At 67.3% G+C, this 22,444-nt stretch carries 22 protein-coding genes and 1 tRNA gene; 15 read left to right on the plus strand and 8 right to left on the minus strand.

Features of this window, described 5'->3' with window-relative positions:
* Positions 1 to 92 precede the first annotated feature (92 nt).
* From fdxA to VMT65_RS03660, 6 genes are all read left to right on the plus strand, one after another.
* The gene (gene fdxA, locus VMT65_RS03635) at positions 93 to 416 is read left to right on the plus strand and encodes a ferredoxin (RefSeq protein WP_040812194.1); all 324 of its coding nucleotides are present in this window, start codon (positions 93 to 95) and stop codon (positions 414 to 416) included.
* Positions 417 to 424: 8 nt separating this feature from the next.
* Positions 425 to 1,531, plus strand: a complete 1,107-nt coding sequence (gene dapC, locus VMT65_RS03640) for a succinyldiaminopimelate transaminase (RefSeq protein WP_326306475.1) — start codon at positions 425 to 427, stop codon at positions 1,529 to 1,531.
* Positions 1,532 to 1,602: 71 nt separating this feature from the next.
* Positions 1,603 to 1,676 (plus strand) — tRNA-Asp (locus tag VMT65_RS03645).
* Positions 1,677 to 1,957: 281 nt separating this feature from the next.
* A complete protein-coding gene (locus VMT65_RS03650) occupies positions 1,958 to 3,496 on the plus strand; it encodes a GMC oxidoreductase (RefSeq protein WP_326306476.1) in 1,539 nt (512 codons plus the stop codon).
* Between the two features lie 102 nt (positions 3,497 to 3,598).
* Positions 3,599 to 5,233: an L-glutamate gamma-semialdehyde dehydrogenase gene (gene pruA / locus VMT65_RS03655; protein ID WP_326306477.1), complete on the plus strand. Its 1,635-nt coding sequence runs from the start codon at positions 3,599 to 3,601 to the stop codon at positions 5,231 to 5,233.
* A complete protein-coding gene (locus VMT65_RS03660; RefSeq protein WP_326306478.1) occupies positions 5,230 to 6,186 on the plus strand; it encodes a proline dehydrogenase family protein in 957 nt (318 codons plus the stop codon). Before pruA ends, VMT65_RS03660 begins: the two co-directional genes overlap by 4 nt.
* Here the strand turns inward: VMT65_RS03660 and VMT65_RS03665 are convergent.
* Positions 6,183 to 7,046 carry an oxygenase MpaB family protein gene (locus tag VMT65_RS03665; protein WP_326306479.1) on the minus strand — a complete coding sequence of 288 codons (864 nt, stop codon included), beginning with the start codon at positions 7,044 to 7,046 and terminating at the stop codon, positions 6,183 to 6,185. The genes VMT65_RS03660 and VMT65_RS03665 overlap by 4 nt on opposite strands.
* Positions 7,047 to 7,193: 147 nt before the next feature.
* On the opposite strand from VMT65_RS03665, the gene VMT65_RS03670 reads away from it, so the two are divergent.
* Entirely contained in the window at positions 7,194 to 7,826 is a 633-nt protein-coding gene (locus tag VMT65_RS03670) for a TetR/AcrR family transcriptional regulator (protein ID WP_326306480.1), read from the plus strand.
* A 14-nt stretch (positions 7,827 to 7,840) separates the two neighbouring features.
* Here VMT65_RS03670 and VMT65_RS03675 read toward each other — a convergent pair whose 3' ends face one another.
* Positions 7,841 to 8,695: an oxygenase MpaB family protein gene (locus VMT65_RS03675; RefSeq protein ID WP_326306481.1), complete on the minus strand. Its 855-nt coding sequence runs from the start codon at positions 8,693 to 8,695 to the stop codon at positions 7,841 to 7,843.
* 135 nt (positions 8,696 to 8,830) lie between these two features.
* On the opposite strand from VMT65_RS03675, the gene VMT65_RS03680 reads away from it, so the two are divergent.
* A complete protein-coding gene (locus tag VMT65_RS03680; protein ID WP_326307429.1) occupies positions 8,831 to 10,240 on the plus strand; it encodes an acyl-CoA synthetase in 1,410 nt (469 codons plus the stop codon).
* Between the two features lie 33 nt (positions 10,241 to 10,273).
* Positions 10,274 to 10,642, plus strand: coding sequence for a PPOX class F420-dependent oxidoreductase (locus VMT65_RS03685; protein ID WP_326306482.1), 369 nt, complete (start codon positions 10,274 to 10,276; stop codon positions 10,640 to 10,642).
* Positions 10,643 to 10,662: 20 nt separating this feature from the next.
* Here the strand turns inward: VMT65_RS03685 and dapD are convergent, their stop codons facing one another.
* Positions 10,663 to 11,619 carry a 2,3,4,5-tetrahydropyridine-2,6-dicarboxylate N-succinyltransferase gene (dapD, locus tag VMT65_RS03690; protein ID WP_326306483.1) on the minus strand — a complete coding sequence of 319 codons (957 nt, stop codon included), beginning with the start codon at positions 11,617 to 11,619 and terminating at the stop codon, positions 10,663 to 10,665.
* A gap of 109 nt (positions 11,620 to 11,728) precedes the next feature.
* Here dapD and dapE point away from each other — a divergent pair, with 109 nt between their 5' ends.
* From dapE to VMT65_RS03720, 6 genes are all read left to right on the plus strand, one after another.
* A complete protein-coding gene (gene dapE, locus VMT65_RS03695; RefSeq protein ID WP_326306484.1) occupies positions 11,729 to 12,835 on the plus strand; it encodes a succinyl-diaminopimelate desuccinylase in 1,107 nt (368 codons plus the stop codon).
* Positions 12,836 to 12,903: 68 nt separating this feature from the next.
* Complete coding sequence (locus VMT65_RS03700) at positions 12,904 to 13,701, plus strand: TIGR00730 family Rossman fold protein (RefSeq protein WP_326306485.1); 798 nt, start codon at positions 12,904 to 12,906, stop codon at positions 13,699 to 13,701.
* Positions 13,695 to 14,246, plus strand: coding sequence for a TIGR00730 family Rossman fold protein (locus tag VMT65_RS03705; protein WP_326306486.1), 552 nt, complete (start codon positions 13,695 to 13,697; stop codon positions 14,244 to 14,246). The genes VMT65_RS03700 and VMT65_RS03705 overlap by 7 nt, the downstream gene beginning before the upstream one ends.
* Positions 14,247 to 14,408: 162 nt before the next feature.
* Entirely contained in the window at positions 14,409 to 16,178 is a 1,770-nt protein-coding gene (locus tag VMT65_RS03710) for a long-chain-acyl-CoA synthetase (protein ID WP_326306487.1), read from the plus strand.
* Positions 16,179 to 16,252: 74 nt separating this feature from the next.
* Positions 16,253 to 17,125, plus strand: coding sequence for a dihydropteroate synthase (gene folP / locus VMT65_RS03715; protein WP_326306488.1), 873 nt, complete (start codon positions 16,253 to 16,255; stop codon positions 17,123 to 17,125).
* A complete protein-coding gene (locus tag VMT65_RS03720; RefSeq protein ID WP_326306489.1) occupies positions 17,122 to 18,045 on the plus strand; it encodes a glucosyl-3-phosphoglycerate synthase in 924 nt (307 codons plus the stop codon). Before folP ends, VMT65_RS03720 begins: the two co-directional genes overlap by 4 nt.
* 92 nt (positions 18,046 to 18,137) lie before the next feature.
* On the opposite strand, the gene VMT65_RS03725 is transcribed toward VMT65_RS03720, so the two are convergent.
* The 5 genes from VMT65_RS03725 to sigE form a co-directional block, all read right to left on the minus strand.
* Positions 18,138 to 18,974, minus strand: a complete 837-nt coding sequence (locus tag VMT65_RS03725) for a hypothetical protein (protein WP_033088195.1) — start codon at positions 18,972 to 18,974, stop codon at positions 18,138 to 18,140.
* A gap of 81 nt (positions 18,975 to 19,055) precedes the next feature.
* On the minus strand, positions 19,056 to 19,493 hold the full coding sequence (tatB, locus tag VMT65_RS03730) for a Sec-independent protein translocase protein TatB (protein ID WP_326306490.1): 438 nt from the start codon (positions 19,491 to 19,493) through the stop codon (positions 19,056 to 19,058).
* A 70-nt stretch (positions 19,494 to 19,563) separates the two neighbouring features.
* Positions 19,564 to 21,135, minus strand: coding sequence for a S1C family serine protease (locus VMT65_RS03735; RefSeq protein WP_326306491.1), 1,572 nt, complete (start codon positions 21,133 to 21,135; stop codon positions 19,564 to 19,566).
* Between the two features lie 10 nt (positions 21,136 to 21,145).
* Positions 21,146 to 21,484, minus strand: coding sequence for a hypothetical protein (locus VMT65_RS03740; RefSeq protein WP_326306492.1), 339 nt, complete (start codon positions 21,482 to 21,484; stop codon positions 21,146 to 21,148).
* A 69-nt stretch (positions 21,485 to 21,553) separates the two neighbouring features.
* Positions 21,554 to 22,267, minus strand: coding sequence for an RNA polymerase sigma factor SigE (gene sigE / locus VMT65_RS03745; protein WP_326306493.1), 714 nt, complete (start codon positions 22,265 to 22,267; stop codon positions 21,554 to 21,556).
* Between the last annotated feature and the right edge of the window lie 177 nt (positions 22,268 to 22,444).

Here is a 22,444-nt window from a genome sequence, read left to right on the forward strand (position 1 = left end):
GGGCAGGCTGTGCGGTAGTAATGTTGGCTGGCCGGGATAGGGTTTCGCCGGGCGGAGTATCCCGCATGTGAGGACAGACTAGGAGAGCGGCAGTGCCGTACATCATCGCTGAACCGTGCGTTGACGTGAAGGACAAGGCGTGCATCGAGGAATGCCCCGTGGACTGCATCTACGAGGGCGGCCGCATGCTGTACATCCAACCGGACGAGTGCGTGGACTGTGGTGCATGTGAACCGGTCTGCCCGGTGGAAGCGATCTTCTACGAAGACGACACCCCGGATCAGTGGGCCGGTTACGTGAACGCGAACGTCGACTTCTTCGACGACCTGGGCTCCCCGGGCGGCGCCACCAAGGTCGGCAAGGTCGATTACGACCCGCCGTTCATCGCCGCGCTACCGCCGATGGCCAGCGAGTAGGACGAGATTTGACCGCGCGTGGCCGGGTCAGCGCACTGCTGCCCGATTTCCCCTGGGACACCATCGCTTCGGTGAAGGCGAAGGCCGCCTCGCACCCGGACGGCATCGTCGATCTCTCGGTGGGCACCCCGGTCGATCCGGTGGATCCGCTGATCCGCGAGGGACTCTCGTCGGTGGCGGAGGTGCCCGGCTACCCGACCACGCACGGCACGCCCGAATTGCGCGAAGCCGTTGTCGCGGCGCTGAAGCGGCGCTTCGGGATCACCGGCGTGGATCCGGCCGCCGTGCTGCCCGCCATCGGCACCAAGGAGCTGATCGCGGGACTGCCGCGGCTGCTCGGCCTGGGCTCGCAGGATCTGGTCGTCATCCCCGAGGTCGCCTACCCGACCTACGAAGTGGGCGCGCTGCTCTCGGGTTCGCGCTACCTGCGCGCCGACAGCACCGTGCAGCTCGGTCCGGAGCGGCCCGCGCTGATCTTCCTCAACTCGCCGTCCAACCCGACCGGCAAGGTGCTCGGCGTCGACCACCTGCGCAAGGTGGTGCGCTTCGCCCGCGAGCGCGGCGCGATCGTCGCCTCCGACGAGTGCTACCTGGGCCTGGCCTGGGAGGGGCGCGCGGTCTCCATCCTCGATCCCGAGGTGTGCGACGGCGACCACACCGGCCTGCTGGCCATCCACTCGCTGTCCAAGACCTCGAATCTGGCCAGCTACCGGGCCGGTTTCGTGACCGGCGACCCGGAGCTGATCGCCGAGCTGCTCGAGGTGCGCAAGCACTCGGGCATGATGCTGCCGTACCCGATCCAGGCGGCCATGACCGCGGCCCTCGGCGATGACGCGCACGAAGTCGAGCAAAAGGACCGCTACCGGGCGCGGCGGGCGGTGCTGCGAGATGCGCTGCGGCGCGCGGGATTCCGCATCGACGACTCCGAGGCCGGACTGTACCTGTGGTCGACGCGCGGCGAACCGTGCCGCACCACCCTGGACTGGCTGGCCGAGCGCGGCATCCTGGCCGCGCCGGGCGAGTTCTACGGCCCGCGCGGCAATCAGCATGTGCGCATTGCCCTTACCGCCACCGACGAGCGCATCGCGACCGCCGCTGATCGCCTGACCAGCTGATTTCCCGTTACCACCGGGCCCGTGATAGCGTCTACGACGTTGCAAGGCCCGGTGGCCGAGCGGTAATGCAAGGCCCTGTGGCGCAGTTGGTTAGCGCGCCGCCCTGTCACGGCGGAGGTCGCGGGTTCGAGTCCCGTCAGGGTCGCCTCTTTGTCAAAGCCTTCCTCGCGGAGGGCTTTTTCTTTTTCTTCGAGTCCCGAATCATTCCGTCTCCCACGCGGCTGAACTCGATCTTTCCCGAAACTGACCCGTAGGTACTTCACACCGCCTATAACAGGTTCTCATCGCATCTCGATGAGGAGTCTTTCAGTGCGTGGTCTGTCTTATGAAACCCCCGGTAAGAGTGTCTATGGCAGCAATGTCAGCCGGCGCGGGTTCCTAGCTGCAACAGGTGTCATTCTGGGGGCGGCTGCGCTACTACCGAAGATGCCATCGGCGCGCGCGTTACCCACCGGCTCGATCAATGACGGCGACAAGGTGCCGGTGCTGGTGATCGGCACCGGCTACGGCGGTGCGGTCGCTGCCCTGCGGCTGGCGCAGGCCGGGCAGAACGTCGTCATGGTCGAGAAGGGCATGTCCTGGACCCAGCCCGGCTCCGACGGCAAGGTCTTCTGCAACATGCTCAACCCGGACGGCCGGTCCTTCTGGCTGCGCACCGAGACCGTGCAGCCCATCAACCACTTCATGGGCGCGCCCTACGACAAGTCCATCTCCAAGTACACCGGTGTGCTCGATGCCGAGCAGTTCAGCGGGATTCGCATCTACCAGGGCCGCGGCGTCGGCGGCGGCTCGCTGGTCAACGGCGGGATGGCGGTGACGCCCAAACAGGAGAATTTCGCCAGCATCCTGCCCTCGGTCGACGCGGCCTCGATGTACAGCACCTACTACCCGCGCGCCAATGCCGGGCTGAAGGTGAACAACGTCGACCAGAGCTGGTGGCAATCCGCCGACTGCTATCAGTTCGCGCGGGTCGGGAAGAAAACCGCTGAGAATTCCGGGTTTTCGACCACCTTCGTGCCGAATGTCTACGACTTCAACTACATGAAGCAGGAGCAGGCCAACACCGCGCCGCGCTCCGCGCTCAACGCCGAGGTCATCTACGGCAACAACTACGGCAAGAACTCCCTCGACAAGACGTATCTGGCGGCGGCGTCGGGCACCGGCAAGGTGACCATCGTGCCGCAGCACAATGTCACCACGGTGGCCCCCGCCAATGGCGGCGGATTCTCGGTGTCCATGAACCAGATCGACACCAGCGGCAATACCGTGAAGACCAAAACCGTTACGGCGCAGAAGGTCTTCTTCGCGGCGGGCAGCGTGGGCACCAGCAAGCTGCTGGTCACGCAGAAGGCCACCGGCAAGCTGCCCAACCTGCCCGACTCGGTCGGCACCGGCTGGGGCAACAACGGCAATGTCATGGTGGCCCGGCAGAATCAGGCGTGGGATGCCACCGGCAGCCTGCAGTCCTGCATCCCCACCGTGGGCATCGACAACTGGTCCGACAGCGGCGGTCCGGCCTTCGCGGAGATCTCGCCGTTCCCGGCGGGCATCGAGACCTTCGCGAGCCTGTACCTGGCGATCACGAAGAACCCCAACCGCGGTACCTTCACCTACAACTCGGGCACCGGCGGCGTGGACCTGAACTGGCAGACCGCCTGGAACCAGCCCAGCATCGATTGCGCCAAGCGCATTTTCGACAAGATCAACAGCAAAGAGGTCACCATCTACCGGACCGACCTGTTCGGCGAGTACAAGACCTGGGGTGACGATTTCGCCTACCACCCGCTGGGCGGCTGCGTGATCAATGTGTCCACCGACAACTACGGGCGGCTCACCTCCTACCCGGGTCTGTACGTCATCGACGGCTCGCTGATCCCGGGCCTCACCACCGTCAACCCGTTCGTGACGATCACCGCGCTGGCGGAACGCAATATCGAGAACATCATCGCCAACGACTTCCACTGACGGGGTCCCAGACCCGAGGGCGGTCCGGTGTGCTCCGCCGCCCTTGGCCCGGCCGGGGCGTGTCCCTCCGCCCCGGCCCAGGCGCTCGCGTTAGCCTGGGATATGGACGCTGTCACGGTTGTCCCTGCTCCCGGCAACGAACCGGTGCACACCTACGCACCGGGCAGCCGCGAACGTGAGGTGCTGACCGGCAAGCTCGCCGAACTCGCCGCCGAATCCATCGATGTGCCATTGGTGATCGGTGGCGAACATCAGCCCGGTGGCGGGGAACGGCTGCCGATCGTGATGCCGCACCGGCACCGGCACGTGCTCGGGACATACACCAATACCACCCACGACGAGGCCCGCGCCGCGATCGCCGCCGCCACGGCCGCCGCACCCGGCTGGCGGGGGATGCCCTTCGAGGAGCGCGCGGCGGTGCTGCTGCGGGCCGCCGACCTGCTGGCGGGGCCGTGGCGGGAGACGCTTGCCGCCGCCACCATGCTCGGGCAGTCGAAATCGGTGCAGCAGGCCGAAATCGACGCACCCTGCGAGCTGGTCGACTTCTGGCGCTTCAATGTGGCGTTCGCCCGGCAGATTCTGCGGGAGCAGCCGGAATCGGCTGCGGGCGTGTGGAATCGGATGGACTATCGGCCGTTGGAAGGCTTCGTCTACGCCATCACGCCGTTCAATTTCACCGCCATCGCCGGGAACCTGCCCACCGCGCCCGCGTTGATGGGCAATACCGTCGTGTGGAAACCCTCACCGACGCAGACGCTTTCGGCCTACTACACCATGAAGCTGCTCGAGGAGGCGGGCCTGCCGCCGGGGGTCGTCAATATGGTGACCGGGGACGGCGCGCAGCTGTCCGAGGTGGCGCTGGCCGATCCCAAGTTGGCGGGCATCCACTTCACCGGATCCACCCGCACCTTCCAATTCCTGTGGCAGAGCGTCGGGTCGAATATCGGCCGCTACCACGGATATCCGCGACTGGTGGGGGAGACCGGCGGCAAGGACTTCATCCTCGCCCACCCGTCGGCCGACCCGGATGCCCTGCGCACGGCCCTGATTCGCGGGGCCTACGAGTATCAGGGCCAGAAGTGCTCGGCCGCCTCGCGGGCCTATATCGCCAAGTCGGTGTGGCGGCGAATGGGCCAGGACTTCCTGTCCGAGGTCGAATCCCTGGCCTTCGGCGATGTGGCCGACCTGTCGAATTTCGGTGGGGCCGTGATCGACAGCCGCGCCTACACCAAATGCGAGGCCGCCATCGACCGGGCCAAAGGGGCCGGAATCGACATCATCGGCGGCCGGTGCGATGACAGCGAGGGCTGGTTCGTCCACCCCACCGTGCTGCTCGGCGATGATCCGGGCGACGAGGCGTTCGCCACCGAGTACTTCGGTCCGATCCTGTCGGTCTACGTCTACGACGACACCGCGCCCGACTCGTTCACCGACATCCTCGATATCGTCGACTCCACCTCGCCGTACGCCCTGACCGGCGCGATCTTCGCCCGCGACCGCCGGGCCGTGGAAACCGCCGCCACCGCACTGCGATTCGCCGCGGGCAACTTCTACATCAATGACAAGCCCACCGGCGCCGTCGTCGGCCAGCAGCCCTTCGGCGGTGCGCGCGCCTCCGGCACCGACGACAAGGCGGGCTCCTACCTCAACCTGCTCCGCTGGGTGGCCCCGCGCACGCTCAAGGAAACCTTCGTCCCCCCAACCGATTTCCGCTACCCCCACATGGAGGTGCGATGAACCCGCTACGTCCCGCGATCCTGGCCGCGGCCGGATCCGCCCGGATGAAGAACGCCGTCACCCGGATTCCGGTCACCGCGGCCGTGGTGCGCCGCTTCGTGGCCGGTGAGGCCCGGGCCGAACTGCTGCCCGTGGCCACCGCGCTGCTGGAGAGCGGCCGCTGTGTCAGCGTCGACTTCCTGGGCGAGTACACCACCGAGCGCGCGCAAGCCGATGCCGCTGTGACGGAATATCTTTCGCTCATCGACGATCTCGCCGAGGTCGATCTCGCCGTGCCCGGATCCCACACCGACATCCCGCGTGTGGAGGTCTCGCTCAAACTGTCCGCGCTCGGGCAGTTCCTGGATCGGGACGGGCCCGCCATCGCCGCGGAGAACCTGCACAAGCTGTGCACCAAGGCGGTCGAACGCCACGTGTGGGTCACCGTGGACGCGGAGGATCACACCACCACGGCCGACACCTTGCAGGCCGTCCGCGCCGCTCGCGCGGAATTTCCTTGGCTGGCCGTGGCTTTGCAGACCTACCTGCACCAGGCCGAGGTCAACGCCCGCGACCTGGCCGCCGACGGCACCCGAATCCGCCTGTGCAAGGGCGCGTACCAGGAACCCGCCACCGTCGCCTATCAGCGCCGTTCCGATGTCGACGCGTCCTACCTGCGCTGCCTCGACGTCCTCATGCGCACTGCCTGGTACCCCATGGTCGCCTCCCACGACCCGGGCATGATCGCCGCCGCCCTCACCCTGGCCGCCGAAAACAACCGCGCCCCCGGCGATTTCGAATTCCAGATGCTCTACGGCATCCGCGACGCCGAACAACAGCGCCTGGTCGCCGAGGGCCACAACCTGCGCGTCTACGTCCCCTACGGCACCCAGTGGTACGGCTACCTCATGCGCCGCCTCGCCGAACGCCCCGCCAACCTCGGCTTCTTCCTGCGCGCCCTGGCCGAACGCTAGACCAGCGGTCGCCCGAGGCGACGGCGCAGGCGCATGTCGGCGAGATAGAAGTTGAAGGGGAACAGGCGGATCGGCGTGGGCATGCGGGTCCACACCGCGGAAATCATCCGCAGCAAGCGCGCGAAAGTGCGCTCCTCGCGGGCGGACCAGGTCATGGACATCTCATCGCGGAGGTGCGGGGGCAGCAGGGCGGTGACGATGAAGCGGTGCAGGCCGCCGAAGGCGATCCGCAGCGGCCACGGGAGCATCTTCAGATCGATGAGGTCGTTGAAGTATTTGCGGGTCGGCTCGTCGATCCGCTTGGTGGCGAGGTGCTCTTCCCAGTAGGCGTAGAAATCGTCGCGGGTGGCTGGCCACATGTCCTCCCGCATCTGCAGGGTGGTGCCGAGGCGGGCGCAGTACCGATAGAACCCCTCGGCCACTTCGGGTTTCATGGGTCCGCGCATGCGGTGGTAGAGGTCGTCGAGGCCCCAGTACAGGCAGGCCGCCACCCACAGCTGCAGCTTGGGGTCGAAGGCGTTGTATTTGACGGTGCTGCCCGGCTTGCTGCGGATGGAGCGGTGCGAGCGGTTCACGGCCTCGCGGTAGTCCCGCCGGTCGTCCTCGGTGCCGATCAGGGCCACGGAAAGGTAGGTGAGGGTGGTGCGCAGCCGCTTGATCGGATGCAGCATCACCTTGCCGCTGTCGACATCGCTCTCCATCACGCCGTGACCGACGGGCTGCAGCGAGAGCTGCATGACGACATTGGCCGCGCCGCCGAGAAAGGCCGCGACGCCGTCGAGGTGCTCGCGCACGGTTTCCGGGGTCATCGGCTCGTAGGCCGGTGCGAACTCGTCGAACTTGCGAAGCGGTGCGGTCATCGTTGACTCGGCTCCTCGTCGGTCACTCCTCGCCCATGAGGAGAGTGTGAGAAAGATCTACGATCACCTTCTCATCGCCGCATGGTGCTGTCAATGTGCGAAGATTAGTGCCTCACCGTTTCACCGCGACCGGAAAGGGCTCGGACCATGGCCAAGTTGGCCAAACTGTTGCCGCTCGTCCGCGGATCCGGCCCCGAGGACCGCAATCAGGCCAAGGTCCTCGACGCCGCGCTCATGGCCTTCCTCGACTTCGGCATCAAACGGACGTCCATGGTGGAGGTGGCCCGGCGCGGCGGACTCTCCCTGGCCACGCTCTACCGCCGCTACGCGGGCAAGAACGACCTCATCCAGGCCGTCGGCCTGCGCCAGGCGCGGCAGTTCATCACCGATGTGGACGCCGCCGTGCAGGGCCCGATCGAGGCCGACGCCAGTGCCGAGGAGCAGATCACCGTCCTGTTCGTCGCGTTCATCGAGGGGCTGCGCGGCAATCAGCTGCTCCACCGTCTGCTCAAGACCGAACCCGAGATCGTGCTGCCCTACCTCACCGTGCAGGGTGCCCCGGTCATCGAGCTGGGGCGCGACTATCTGGCGGAATTCATCACCCGACTGCAGGCGGAAGGCAAACTGCCGCAGTACGATCCGCTGCCGCTGGCCGAGATGATCGCCCGCGCGGCACTGTCGCTGGCGCTGACTCCGCAGACCGTCATTCCGCTCGGCGATCCCGAGGCGCTGCGGCGGTTCGCCCGCGACCACGTCATCCCGGGATTCCGAATCCTCTGATCCGGCACAGGGATTCACACCAGCCGCAGGCCCAACCTGCGACGCAGGCGCATATCCAGCAGATAGGCATTGAGCGGGAATGCCCGGATCGGCGTCGGCACCACGCTCTCGGCCGCGCCGACCACCCGCAGCATGCGGGCCAGCGCGCGATCCTGGCGCGGTGTCCACGTCATGCCCATCTCGTTGCGAAGGTGTTGCGGCAGTAGGCCGGTCACGAAGAAGCGGTGCACGCCGCCGAAGGCGAGCTGGAACGGGCGGGGCAGCATCTTCAGATCGATCAGATCCTCGAAATACGCCTTGATCTTGGGGTCGATGCGGGTCTTCGCGAGGTTCTCGTCCCAATAGCGGTCGAAGGCAACGCGATCGGCGGGCCACATGTCCGGGCGCATCTGCAGCGTGGTGCCGAGCCGAGCGGCGTAGTGGTAGAAGGCGTCGGCGTCGAACTCGTCCATCGGGCCGTGCATGCGCTCGTAGAGGTCGCGCGCGCCCCAGTACAGGCAGGCCGCCACCCACAACTGGAGTTTGGGGTCGAAGGCGTTGTACTTCACCGTGCTGCCCACGCCGGAGCGGACGTACTTGTGCACGGAGTCGACGGCCTCGCGATAGGCCGCGCGGTCCTCCTCGTTGCCGAGCAGCGCGACCGCCAGGTAGGTGAGGGTGGTGCGCAGCCGCTTGAGGGGATGGACCATGACGTTCCCGGATTCCACCGGGCTCTCCACCACGCCGTACCCTACCGGGCGATTGGCGAGTTGCATGATCACATTCGCGGCCGCGCCGAAGAATCCGGCCGCGCCGTCGAGGTATTGCCGGATATCGATCTCAGGTTCGGGGGCGTGCCGGTCGAACGGATCGTGAAGCGGCCTGGTCATCGTTGACCACATCCTCTGGTGAGAAGGTTATACAGAAACTTTCTTACCCGCTCGGGTCGCCTGTCAACCGACTTGGCAGGTTCGCAAGCGATTCGTTGCCGGTGGCCCTCCGGTAGCGTGGCCGCCGTGTCGCCGTTGTTGCTGAGCTCGCTGAACCCGGCCGCCATTGCCGCCGGGGACGATATTCCGAACGCCGTCACCATCGATGGGGAGACGCTCTCGCGCAGTGATCTGCTCGGCGCGGCCACCTCCGTCGCCGAACGAATCGCCCAGGCGCGGCGGGTGGCGGTGCTGGCCGAGCCGACCGTCACCACCGTGCTCGCGGTGGTCGGCTGCCTCCTCGCCGGGGTGACCGTGGTGCCGGTGCCGCCGGACGCGGGCAGCGCGGAACTGGCGCACATCCTGAAGGATTCGGGTGCGCAGGCTTGGCTCGGCAAGGCTCCCGAAGGGACCGAGCTGCCGGTGGTGCCGGTGCGCAAGCACGCGCGGTCGTGGCATCGATACGCCGAACCGTCCGGCAAATCAACGGCTTTCATTCTCTACACGTCGGGTACCACCGGTGCGCCCAAGGGCGTCGTGCTCAGCCGCGACGCCATTGCCGCCGGTCTGGACGCCTTGATCGAGGCGTGGCAGTGGACCTACAAAGATGTTCTGGTGCACGGGCTTCCGCTGTTCCACGTGCACGGCCTGATCCTCGGCGTGCTCGGCCCGCTGCGGGTCGGCAGCCCGCTCGTGCACACCGGCAAGCCGACGCCCGAGGCGTACGCGCGGGCGCGCGGCACCATGTACTTCGGGGTGCCGACGGTGTGGTCGCGGGTCATCGAAGAGCCCGCGGCGGCAAGGGAATTGGCGAAGGCGCGGATCCTGATCTCCGGCAGCGCGCCGCTGCCCGTGCCGGTGTTCGAGCGGCTGGCCGAACTCACCGGGCACGCCCCGATCGAGCGGTACGGCATGAGCGAGACCATGATCACCATCTCTACCCGCCCGGACGGCGAGCGCCGCCCGGGCTGGGTCGGACTCCCGGTCGCCGGTGTCGAGACGCGACTGCGCGACGAGGCGGGTCATCCGGTCCCGCACGACGGGGAAAGCGTTGGCGGACTTCAGGTTCGCGGACCCATGCTGTTCGACGGCTACTTGGACAAGCCGGAGGTCACTGCCGCGAACTTCACCCGCGACGGCTGGTTCAAGACCGGTGACGTGGCCGTCATCGACCCCGAGGGCTTCCACCGCATTGTCGGCCGGGAGTCGGTGGATCTCATCAAGTCCGGCGGTTACCGGATCGGCGCGGGCGAGATCGAGACGTCACTGCTGGGCCATCCGGCGGTGGCCGAGACCGCCGTCATCGGCGTGCCCGACGCGGATCTGGGCCAGCGCATCGTCGCCTTCGTCGTCTTGCGCGAGGGCGCACCGCGGTCGATCTCCGAGGACCTCATCGCCCATGTGGCGGGCGAACTTTCGACCCACAAGCGTCCGCGCGAGGTGCGCGTGGTCGACTCCCTGCCCCGGAACGCCATGGGCAAGGTCCAGAAGAAACTGCTGTCTTGACCTCGAGTGCACTCGAGGTCCTACGGTGAAGCCATGACCGCATCCCTGTCGCCCGCCCAGATCGAGTACCTGAACAGTCAGCGATTGGGGCGGCTGGCCACCATTCGCCCCGACGGCTCCCCACAGAACAACCCGGTCGGCTTCCGCTACAACGCGGCGCTGGGCACCATCGATATCGGCGGGCGCGACCTCGGCGCCAGCCAGAAGTTCCGCAATCTGCTCAAAGAAGAGCGTGTCGCCTTCGTGGTCGACGACATCAAATCCGTCCAGCCATGGGAAGTGCGGTGCCTCGAAATCCGAGGCACCGCACAGGCTTTGCGTGATGTCGAACCGTTCTACCCGGGGCTGTCGCCGGAACTCATCCGGATCACCCCGGAACGGGTCATCGGGTTCGGTATCTAGTCGTTGGCGTGCAGGGCGGCCTAGTCGTTGGCGTGCAAGGCGGCATTGAGTTCGATGCCGGTGCCCTTGCGGGGCCGGACCTCGACCGCACCGGTCACCGAGTTGCGGATGAACAGCAGGTTCGACTTGCCCGACAGCTCACCGGCCTTGACAACCTCGCCGCCCGGCAGCGTCACCTTGGTGCCCGCGGTGACGTAGAGGCCCGCCTCGACCACGCAGTCGTCGCCGAGCGAGATGCCCAGGCCCGAATTCGCGCCGAGCAGGCAGCGCTCTCCCAGCGAGATGACCTGCTTGCCGCCGCCGGACAGGGTGCCCATGATCGACGCGCCGCCGCCGACGTCGGAGCCGTCGCCGACCACCACACCGGCCGAGATGCGGCCCTCCACCATGGAATTGCCGAGCGTGCCGGCATTGAAGTTCACGAAGCCCTCGTGCATGACCGTGGTGCCCGAGGCCAGGTGCGCGCCCAGGCGCACGCGGTCGGCATCGGCGATGCGGACACCCGAGGGCAGCACGTAGTCGACCATGCGCGGGAACTTGTCCACGCCGTACACGGCGACCGGGCCGCGGGCGCGCAGCTTCATGCGGGTCAGCTCGAACTCCTCGGTCGAGCACGGGCCGTAGTTGGTCCACACCACATTGGCGAGCAGACCGAACTGCCCCTCCAGGCTCAGGCCGTGCGGGCGCACCAGCCGGTGCGAGAGCAGCTGCAGGCGCAGCCAGACATCGTGGGTGTCGACCGGCGCGGCGGACAGGTCGGCGATGGTGGTGCGGACCACGACCACCTCGACCCGACGGGCCTCGTCGACGCCGACCGCATCGGCGAACTTGGCGTATTCGACATCGGAGGGATCCAGGCGCTTGGAGCCGGTATCGCTGAATTCACCGAGCTCCGGGTACGGATACCAGGTGTCGAGCACCGTCCCGTTCGCGGTGATGGTGGCGAGGCCGACTGCTGTTGCTCCCTGAGTACTCACGTCCCATAACGTTACCGGGCTGTGAATTCGTACCGCATGCGGTGCCTATTCGTGCCAGAGCAACCACCGTGCGAAGAGCGGAGGTAAAACCTCCCTTAAGGTGGATCAAGTGACCACCATCGATCTGAGTGCCGACCCCATTTCACTCACCGCCGCGCTCGTGGACATTCCGAGCGTGTCGAAGGACGAGAAGGTCATCGCCGACATCGTCGAAAAGGCGCTGCGCGAACAAACCACCGGATTCGAGATCGTGCGCCACGGCAATACCGTGCTGGCCCGCACCAACCGGGGGCTGCCGACGCGGGTCATTCTCGCCGGGCACCTGGACACCGTGCCCATCGCCGACAATGTGCCCAGCCATTTCGAGACCGCCCCGGACGGCGAACGGCAGCTGTGGGGCTGCGGCACCGTCGATATGAAGTCCGGCGACGCGGTTTTCCTGCACCTGGCCGCCACCGTGGCCGATCCGGTGCACGATCTCACGCTGATCTTCTACGACTGCGAGGAGATCGCCGCCGAATTCAATGGCCTCGGCCGCATCGAACGGGAATTGCCGGAATGGCTCGAGGGCGATCTCGCCATTCTCGGTGAACCGTCGGGCGGGTGGATCGAGGCGGGCTGCCAGGGCACCCTGCGGGTGCGGCTCACCACCGCGGGCGTGCGCGCGCACACCGCGCGAGCCTGGCTGGGGGACAACGCGATTCACCGGCTGGCCCCGATTCTGGAGCGGCTGGCCAACTACCGGGCGCGCGAGGTCGAGATCGACGGCTGCACCTACCGCGAGGGTCTGTCCGCGGTCCGCGTCGAGGGCGGCGTGGCGGGCAATGTGGTGCCGGATGTGGCCTCGGTGGACGTGAACTTCCGCTTCGCCCCCGACCGCACCCTGGATCAGGCCACCGAGCACGTGCGCGAGGTATTCGCCGGGCTGGAACTGGATTTCGAGCGCACCGACGGCGCGCCCGGGGCCCTGCCCGGCCTGTCCAATCCGGCCGCCAAGGACCTGATCGAGATCGTGCACGCGCACGGCAGCGGCGGCGTCCGCGCCAAGTACGGCTGGACCGATGTCTCGCGATTCGCCGCGCGCGGTATCCCGGCCGTAAACCTCGGCCCGGGCGACCCGAACCTGGCCCACAAGCTCGACGAGCACCTGCCGGTGGATCAGATCACGCAGGTCGCGTCGATGCTGCGCAGTTACCTCACCGGGGCCAAAGACTGATCGGATGTTCAGCACCACGCTGGTCAAGCGACCGGCGCGGGTAACCGGTGCCCTGTACGGTTGGCTGCATGTCTGCTGACGAAGAAGTACGTTCGCCAAAGACTCCGCGATTCCGGGGACCGATCATGCTGCGGCGGGATCGCAAGAAGGGGATAGGCACGACCGATCAGCATCTGCTGGACGAGCGCGGCCAGGCCGACTGGGTGCACACCGACCCCTGGCGCGTGCTGCGCATCCAGGCCGAATTCGTCGAGGGCTTCGGCGCTTTGGCGGAGGTGCCGCGCGCGGTCGCGGTATTCGGCTCCGCGCGCACGCCCGCCGACTCGGCCGAGTATCAGGCCGGGATGGCCATCGGAAGTGCCTTGGCCCGTGCGGGTTTCGCGGTCATCACCGGCGGCGGCCCGGGGGCCATGGAGGCGGCCAACCGCGGCGCGTCCGAGGCGGGCGGCTATTCCATCGGCCTGGGCATCGAGCTGCCGTTCGAGCAGCATCTCAACGAGTGGGTCGATCTCGGCATCAACTTCCGGTACTTCTTCGCGCGCAAGACCATGTTCGTGAAGTACGCCCAGGCCTTCGTCTGCATGCCGGGCGGTTTCGGCACCCTCGACGAGCTGTTCGAGGCGCTGACCCTGGTGCAGACCCACAAGATCACCCGCTTTCCGATCATCCTGTTCGGCACCAAATACTGGGCGGGACTGATGGATTGGATGCGCGACTCGCTGCTCGGCTCGGCCAAGATCGCGCCCGGCGACCTCGGGCTGCTGCACCTGACCGACAGCGTGGACGAGGTGGTGCGGATCGTCACCGCCGCCGCGCAGGCCCGCCACGAGATGGACGCGGCCGGGGGCGTGGAGGATCAGTGGTGAGCGAGCCGTATTCGGTCTGCGTGTATTGCTCAGCGTCCGTGGACGATCCGCGGGCGCTGGAGCTGGCCGCCCGGGTGGGCGACGAAATCGGGCGTCGCGGTTGGCAATTGGTGTCCGGCGGCGGAAACGTCTCCATGATGGGCGCGGTCGCGCGGGCCGCGCGGGCAGCCGGGGCCAAGACCGTCGGCGTCATCCCCAAGAAGCTGGTGCACCGCGAGGTCGCCGACACCGACGCCGACGAGCTGATCGTCACCGACTCCATGCGCGAGCGCAAACAGATCATGGACGATCGCGCCGACGCCTTTCTGACCCTGCCCGGCGGCATCGGCACCCTCGAGGAGCTGTTCGAAACCTGGACCGGGGCCTACCTGGGCGTGCACGAGAAGCCGGTGGTGATTCTGGATCCGCTCGAGCACTACGCGGGGCTGTTCGCCTGGATCGAGGAATTGGGGCAGCGCGGGTACGCCGGTCGGGAAGCCGTGGACCGGGCTCTGGTGACCGCGGACTTCGATGCCGCCTTCGCGGCGCTGCGGCCCGGTTACTGATCTTCCGGGCGGGTATTTCGGCGACGGTTCTTGACCGAATCCGCCGATATCGCCAGAATTCGCGTCGAACCAAGCGAAACCAAGTGGTTTCACTCGACAAGATCGGGTGGATCGACAAGGGTGGGCGTACGGCGTGAGCACGACCCGTGAGGAGCACAGCAAGTGAATACGGATGCCCGTTCGACCGTGAGCCTGTTCGACTTGGCCCGCAGTCTGCCCGGCATGGCGACGGCCGCCCCCGGCATGATCCGCAATGCCGTTCACATGCTGGTGAAATCCGGTGACAAGGCATCCATCGGACTGTTCTTCCAACGCGGCGCGGCCAAGCATCCGGATCGGCCCTTCCTGCGATTCGACGGGCGGCAGTACACCTGGGGCGAGGCCAATGCCGAGGTCAACCGGTACGCGAATGTGCTTGCCGCGCACGGCGTCCGCCGTGGCGACGTGGTCGGCATCCTGCTGGCCAATCGGCCCGAGGCGCTGTTCACGGTGCTGGCCACGGTGAAACTCGGTGCCACCGCGGGGCTGCTCAATCACAATCAGCGAGATACGGTGCTGCAGCACAGTTTCGGGTTGCTGAACTCGGTGCTCGACGTGATCGGCGAGGAATGCGCCGACGCGCTCGAGACGCTCGACGAACCGCGGCCGAAGCTGCTCTGGTCGGAGGAGCTGGCCGCGCAGGCCCGCATCGTTGACGACGCGAATCCGGCTGTGACCGAACAGATCACGGCCAAGGAGCGCGCCTACCTGATCTTCACCTCCGGGACCACCGGCCTGCCCAAGGCCAGCGTGATGACCCATCAGCGCTGGACCAAATCCATGGCCGGGATCGGCGGTCTCGGGGTGCGGCTCAACGGCCGCGACACCCTGTACTGCTGCCTGCCGCTCTATCACAACAACGCGCTCACGGTGGCGCTGTCCTCGGTCATCGCGGGCGGCGCGACCTTCGCGCTCGGCCGCAAGTTCTCGGCCACCCGCTTCTGGGACGAGGCCATCGCCAACCAGGCCACCGCGTTCGTCTACATCGGCGAACTGTGCCGCTATCTGCTCAATCAGCCGCCCCGGCGCTCCGACCGCGCGCACAGCGTCCGGCTGTGCGTCGGCAACGGTTTGCGGCCCGAGCTGTGGGACGAGTTCCAGAGCCGTTTCGGCATCGAACGGATCGTCGAATTCTATGGCGCGAGTGAGGGAAACGTCGCCTTCATCAACGCCTTCAGCATCGACAAGACCGCCGGATTCACCCCGCTGCCCTTCGCCATCGTGGAATACGACGACGCTACCGGCAAGGCGCGGCGCGGGTCCGACGGCCGACTGCGCAAGGTCGCCCCCGGCGGCATCGGGCTGCTGCTGGCCAAGGTCACCGACAGCTCGCCGTTCGACGGCTACACCGACGCCGAGGCCACCGAATCCAAGCTGGTGCGTGACGGTTTCAAGAAGGGCGACTGCTGGTTCGACACCGGCGATCTGGTGCGCGATCAGCGCTGGGGCCACATCGCCTTCGTCGACCGCCTCGGCGACACCTTCCGCTGGAAGGGCGAGAACGTGGCCACCACGGAGGTCGAGGGCGCTTTCGGCGGCATCGATTCCGTCACGCAGGCGGTCGTTTTCGGCGTCGACATCCCTGGCGCCGACGGCAAGGCGGGCATGGCCGCGGTGACCCTGCACGAGGGCGCGACCTTCGACGGCAAGGTGGCCGCCAAGGCCCTCTACGAGCGCCTACCCACCTACGCCGTCCCGCTGTTCATCCGCGTCGTCGACGAACTCGAACAAACCTCCACCTTCAAGAGCCGCAAGGTGGAACTCCGCAAACAGGGCTACGACCCCGACGCCGAGGGCACCCTCTACGTCCTCGCGAGCCGCACCGACGGCTACATCCCGGCCTACCCCGACTACCCCTCCGAGGTCGCCGCGGGCCGCGCGCCCGGAAACTGAACAGCAGCCGGTCGGACGTCGGTTCCGGTCGGCTGCCCAGCAGGAGTGTGACAGCGCTCGGTACAGTCGAGGGCATGTGTGCGCCGTTGCCGACATTGTGCGGGAAGCCGGTGGCGACGGATCGGGCGCTGGTCATGGCGATCGTGAACCGGACGCCGGATTCCTTCTACGACCGCGGCGCGACGTTCACCGACGAGGCCGCCATGAGCGCGGTGGACCGGGCCGTTGCCGAGGGGGCGGATCTGGTCGATATCGGCGGGGTGAAGGCCGGGCCGGGGTCGGAGGTGGATGCCGCCGAGGAGGCGCGGCGGGTGGTGCCGTTCGTGGCGGCCATTCGCGAGCGGTATCCGGATCTGCTCATCAGCATCGACACCTGGCGGGCCGAGGTGGCGCGGGCCGCGGTGGCCGAGGGCGCGGATCTGATCAATGACACGTGGGCGGGAGCGGATCCCGAGCTAGTGAGCGTGGCTGCCGATCTGGGCGCAGGAATCGTGTGCTCCCACACCGGGGGTGCGATTCCGCGGACTCGTCCGCACCGGGTGCGGTACGCCGATGTGGTGACCCAGGTCACCGAGACGGTGGTGGCCGCGGCCGAAAATGCTGCGGCGGCCGGGGTGGCCAAGGACTCGATTTTGATCGATCCGACCCATGATTTCGGCAAAAACACGTATCACGGGCTCGAATTGTTGCGTGCGATAGACGTTCTTGTGAAAACCGGATGGCCCGTCTTGATGGCGCTGAGCAATAAGGATTTCATCGGAGAGACTCTTGGTGTCGGACTGACCGAACGATTGGAGGGCACATTGGCAGCGACTGCTTGGTCGGCCGCCGCGGGTGCTCGCGTCTTTCGTGTGCACGAGGTCGCCCACACGCGCCGGGTGGTGGACATGATCGCCGCCATCCAGGGTCTCCGCCCACCCGCCCGTACCCTGCGAGGTCTCGCATGAAAACAGACTGGGTGCATACCAACACCTTCGATCGCCCCGAATGGACCGTCGAGGAACTGATCGCGGCCAAGGGTGACCGCACCGTCTCCGTGGTTCTTCCGGCCCTCAACGAGGAAGCCACCGTCGCCGCGGTGGTGGCCAGCATCCGACCCCTGGTCGGAACGCTGGTGGACGAACTCGTCGTCCTGGACTCCGGTTCCACCGACGCGACCGCCGCCCGCGCACGGGCCGCCGGAGCCGACGTGGTGACCCGCGAACAAGCCGTCCCCGAACTCGAACCCGTCCCGGGCAAGGGTGAGTGCCTGTGGCGTTCACTGGCCGTCACCACCGGCGACATCATCGCCTTCGTGGACTCCGACCTCATCGACCCGGACCCGAACTTCGTGCCGAAGCTGCTGGGCCCCCTGCTGACCGTGGACGGCACGCACCTGGTGAAGGCGTACTACCGCCGCCCGCTGCGCACCGGCGAGTCGGTCGACCATCACGGCGGCGGTCGCGTCACCGAGCTGGTGGCCCGCCCGCTGCTGGCCGCGCTGCGCCCGGAACTCTCGAATGTCCTGCAGCCCTTGGGCGGTGAGTACGCGGGCACCCGCGAATTGCTCACCTCCGTCCCCTTCGCCCCCGGCTACGGTGTCGAAATCGGCCTGCTCCTCGACACTTACGACCTGCTGGGCCTGTCCAGCATCGCCCAGGTCAACCTCGGCGTCCGCCAGCACCGCAACCGCCCCCTGGCCGATCTCGGCGTCATGAGCCGCCAAATCCTGGGCACCGTCCTGGGCCGCAGCGGAATTCAGGACTCCGGCGCGGCGCTGACCCAATTCCCGCTGGTGGCAGGCGAATTCATCGCCCACGCGACGGAGGTGTCGCTGGCGGACCGTCCGCCCATGAACACCCTCCGCCCCGAAGAGGCAGCCGCCTGACCGCTCCACCCCAACATTCCGGCGCGCTTTTGGCCGGAATCCACCATGCCGCTGTGGATCTCGGCCAAAAGCATGCCGGGATGACGAGGGGGTCAGCGATCGTGGCGGTAGATGGGGGTCAGGAGATCCGCCTCGATCGGTTCGCCCGTGGATCGGTCGTAGCGGACGCCCACCACGGCCGAGAAGGGGTGGGTGCCCGCGCGTTCGTGCAAGGTGGCGAGTCTCGTTGCCAGCAGGCGGATTGCGCCCAGGGAGGCCGGTGGGTGCAGGCCGTCGATGACCAGGACGCTGCCCTTGCCGTCGGGGCGGGGGAGACGCGCCAGGTAGGCGATGTCGTAGGGTTCCGTGCCGCCCGGTCGGTAGACGCGGCGGGCGGCCCGGTCCTCGATGCCGCGGCGCACCCGGCCCGCGCGCGCCACGGTGCGGCGCAGGCGGGGGTCGGCGGCCACCAAATAGCGCAAACTGGGCGACAATTCGGGCCCGCCGAGCACGATCAGGCCGTCGCGGTCGAGGTCGAGCGGGCGGCCCGGTAGGAACCGCTGGACATTGGCGGTGAAGCCGAGTTCACGCAGAAGTTCTACGAGCCGGTGCGGCGCTGCGGCATCCGGCGCGCCCACCAGCGCGATGGCGCGGGTGGTGCTGCGCACGTCCGGGGTGAGGATGGTCAGCGGCCCGTGTCCGAAGAACAGACCCTCCGGTACCGGGCCCTGGGTACTGACCTGATGGATGCGCGCGCGGGAAAGCCCCGCGGCCGCACCGATTCTCGCGAACGTCCACCCTTCGGCATGCAGTTCACGAATGACGGCGCGGCGGATGCGAGTCAGCTCATTGATCTGCTGCTGCGCAGCGGCCACGCCTTCGGTGGCGGCTTTCAGGCGTTCGACCTTGTCCTCGATCGCGAATACCCGTGCCACCTCGTCGGCCGACATGTGCGCAGTCTAGATAGCTGGACAGCATCATGCGTCAAGTCCGCTCGACAGAATTGATCTCGGGCCCGGCCCCGATTGCCCTCAGGTGGCGTCCGGATCCACCGGCGGACGCTCGTTGCGCTCCAGCGGTTTTTGTTCCTTGGGCATCGAAATCGGGCCGGATCCGGTATTGGCGGAACCGTTTCCGCTGCTCGGAGAGCTGAGCGGCTTGTCGAAATTGGTCAGATCGCTGAAGCTGTTCAGCACCGAATCGTCGCCGTCGAGCAGGTGTTTGGTGACCATCGACCGCGGATTCATACTGCGCAGTTCGTTCAACTGCTCCAACGGTTTCCGGATCTCGTCGAATTCCGGGCCGAGCTCATTGCGCAATTGCTGCGTCGCCCCGGTGGCGTAATCGCGGGCCTGCTTCAACGCGTGCGCGGTCCAGCGCACGGCACCGGGCAGTCGCTCCGGGCCGAGAATGACGAGTGCGGCGACGAGCAGAATCAACATCTCGCCCCAGCCGATATTGCTGAACACGGATCCAGGCTACCTTTGTCCGATTCCGGCGTTTTCGCCGCCGCACCTGCGTTGAACCATTGTTTACCGGCTAGTCGGATTCCAGCGTGACCGGCACATCCACCTCGCGCCCGTCGCGAATCAGGCGCACGGTCACCGTCTGCCCGATCTCGTGCGACTGCACCGCGACCGTGAGCTCCTCGGGCCCCGACACATCCCGGTCGCCGACCTTCACGATCACATCGCCCTCGACGATGCCCGCCTTGGCGGCCGGGCTCCCGGCCTGCACGTCGGCCACCGCCGCACCGCTCATCACATCATTGGCGACGATCTTGGTCTTGGCGCTCACACCCAGCCGCGGGTGATGCACCGACCCGTCCCGAATCAGCGCCTGCGAGATCCGCTTCACCTGATCCACCGGAATCGCGAAGCCCAGACCCACCGAACCGCCGCTCTCGGACTTGATGGCCGAGTTGATGCCGATCAGCCGACCCTGCATATCCACCAGCGCGCCACCGGAGTTGCCGTGGTTGATGGCCGCGTCGGTCTGCACCGCGTCGAGGGTGGCGTCGGTGTCGGTGCCCTCGCCGCCGACCTTCACCGGCCGGTGCAGCGCCGACACGATGCCCGAGGTGACCGTCTTCTCCAGGCCCAGCGGCGAACCCAGCGCCACCACGTCGTCGCCGACCTGCACGTCATTGGAATTGCCGAGCTGAATCACCGACAGGTTCTTCACATCGACCTTGAGCACCGCCAGATCCGACTTGGTGTCGCGGCCGACGATCTGGGTCGGCACCCGCTGGCCGTCGGAGAACACCACGTCCAGCTTCGCCTTGCCCGATTTGTCGTTGGCGGCCAACGAGATCACGTGGTTGTTGGTGACGATGTATCCGGCCCCGTCGATGACCACGCCCGAACCCGTGGATCCGGTGTCGCCCAGCCACGCGCGCACGGTGACCACCGCGGGCATGACGGCATTGACCACCTTGGTGAGCTGGTTGTGCCCCGCGCTGCCCGCGGGCGCGGACTGCAGCGTCACCTTGCGGGAGGTGAGCGCGGACGCCGAGGAACCGGTGAAGGCGCCGACGAAACCACCCAGCAACCCGATCACCGCCGCGATCGCGGCCAGTGTCGCGAGCGCCTTCCAGGACACCCGGCCGCCGAAGAGCACCTCGCGCGCACCCAGTTTCGGGCCGGGGGTCAGCGGTTGCGGTCGCGGTTGCTCGACGGCCGGGGTGCCCAGCCGCGCGGCCGAATTCGGGTCCCGCCACGGATCGGCGGGCACGGCCGGGGCCGCCGCCTCACCCTTGGCATCCGGATCCCGTTGCAGGACTTCGGTCGAACCCTCCGGGCGGCCGAAGGCCTCGGCCAGCACCGCGTCGGGCGGACGATTCTGAATCTCGGATTCCCCCGGCGCGACCTGCGTGGCGGCACCGGCGGGACGTGCGGCGAAGGACCCGTGCTGCCCGTTCGGGCGGCGGAAGGCGCGCGCGGTGTGATTGTCGACGTGCGGCCGGTAGACCGGGCGCGGTCCCAGCACCGGTGCGTCCGACGGCCTCAGGTTCCCCCGATCGGCCGCCGAATCGGATTCCCCGGACAACGGTGAATTCGCCGCGGGCCCGCTGTCCTTGCCGGGACCCGTGTTCTTCGATTCGGTGGTCACGCTATGGACTCTACTTGCGCCACCACGAGGTCCACCGTCTGCTGTCGAACGAATCAGCCGGGTGGTTGCCGCATTCCTGAATGAGGGAGCGCGGAATCCGGCTGAGCGTGTCGTGCAGGCTCAGGGGCGCGGAGATCTGATCGGAGGACTGCCGCAACGCGATCCGCGCCTGCTGCTGGGCGTCGACCTCCGCGGCGCACTCCCGGCACACGGAAATGTGGTGGGCGGCACGCAGGTAGGCGTTCATGCGCAATTCGCCGTCCACATAGGCGGCGATGGCCTCACTGGCCAGATGCTCGGTGGGGGCGAAACGCGGGGGACGACGGTGCGGTCGGTCCTCGCCACTCATACGCTGCACACCCTTCCGGACGATTCGAGCCACGGGCTGCGCCCGCGAGCGGACACGAAGTCCGCGGGCTCACCCGACCTTTTCGGTGGCGGCGAAACGCCGCTCCACCCCATTATGCTCGAGGTGCTCACGCAGTGCCTGACGTCCACGATGGATGCGGCTGCGCACGGTGCCCAGTTTGACGCCCAGCGTCGCGCCGATCTCCTCGTACGACAGACCCTCGATGTCACAGAGCACGACCGCGGCGCGGAACTCCGGAGCCAGCGCGTCCAGCGCGGACTGCAGATCCGGATCCAGGTTGGCGTCGTGATAGGCCTGCTCCGGGCCGGGACCCTCGGACGGGACGCGGTCGTAGTCCTCCGGCAGCGCCTCCATGCGAATGCGGTTGCGGCGGCGGACCATGTCCAGGAACAGGTTGGTGGTGATGCGGTGCAGCCAGCCCTCGAAGGTGCCGGGCTGATAGTTCTGCAGGGAACGGAAGACCCGGATGAACGTCTCCTGGGTCAGATCCTCGGCGTCCTGCGGATCACCGGTGAGGCGGTAGGCCAGGCGGTACACGCGGTCGGCGTGTTCGCGGACCAGTTCGTCCCAGGTCGGCATGACGGAGCGGTCACCCGTGGCGTCGAAGGCCGCGGTTCCGGTCAAGGGGCCCTCGTCGTCGGTAGCGTCGGTGGACGGAACCTCGGGGGACACGAAGAGCTCACCGTGCAGCGGGGTGTCGCTGTCCAGCGGCTGGATCTGCGGGTGCAGAGTGTTGGCGTGTTCACGCGCCGCGTCGACCATGTGGATGGGATTACCTCCTACTCGGGACCGCTGACGTCGGTACCGATGACAGTGACAACCACTCGGTTGGTTCAGCTGTTCCCGGTGCCTGGTTCACGATCGCTGGCCTGGCGTGAGGCTTACTCTCGTCGGTCGTGATGAGCCATCCGTATGGGGAGGCTGAGGGACACCTGAGAA

The organism is Nocardia sp. CDC153, from assembly GCF_035818515.1.
Lineage (GTDB): Bacteria > Actinomycetota > Actinomycetes > Mycobacteriales > Mycobacteriaceae > Nocardia.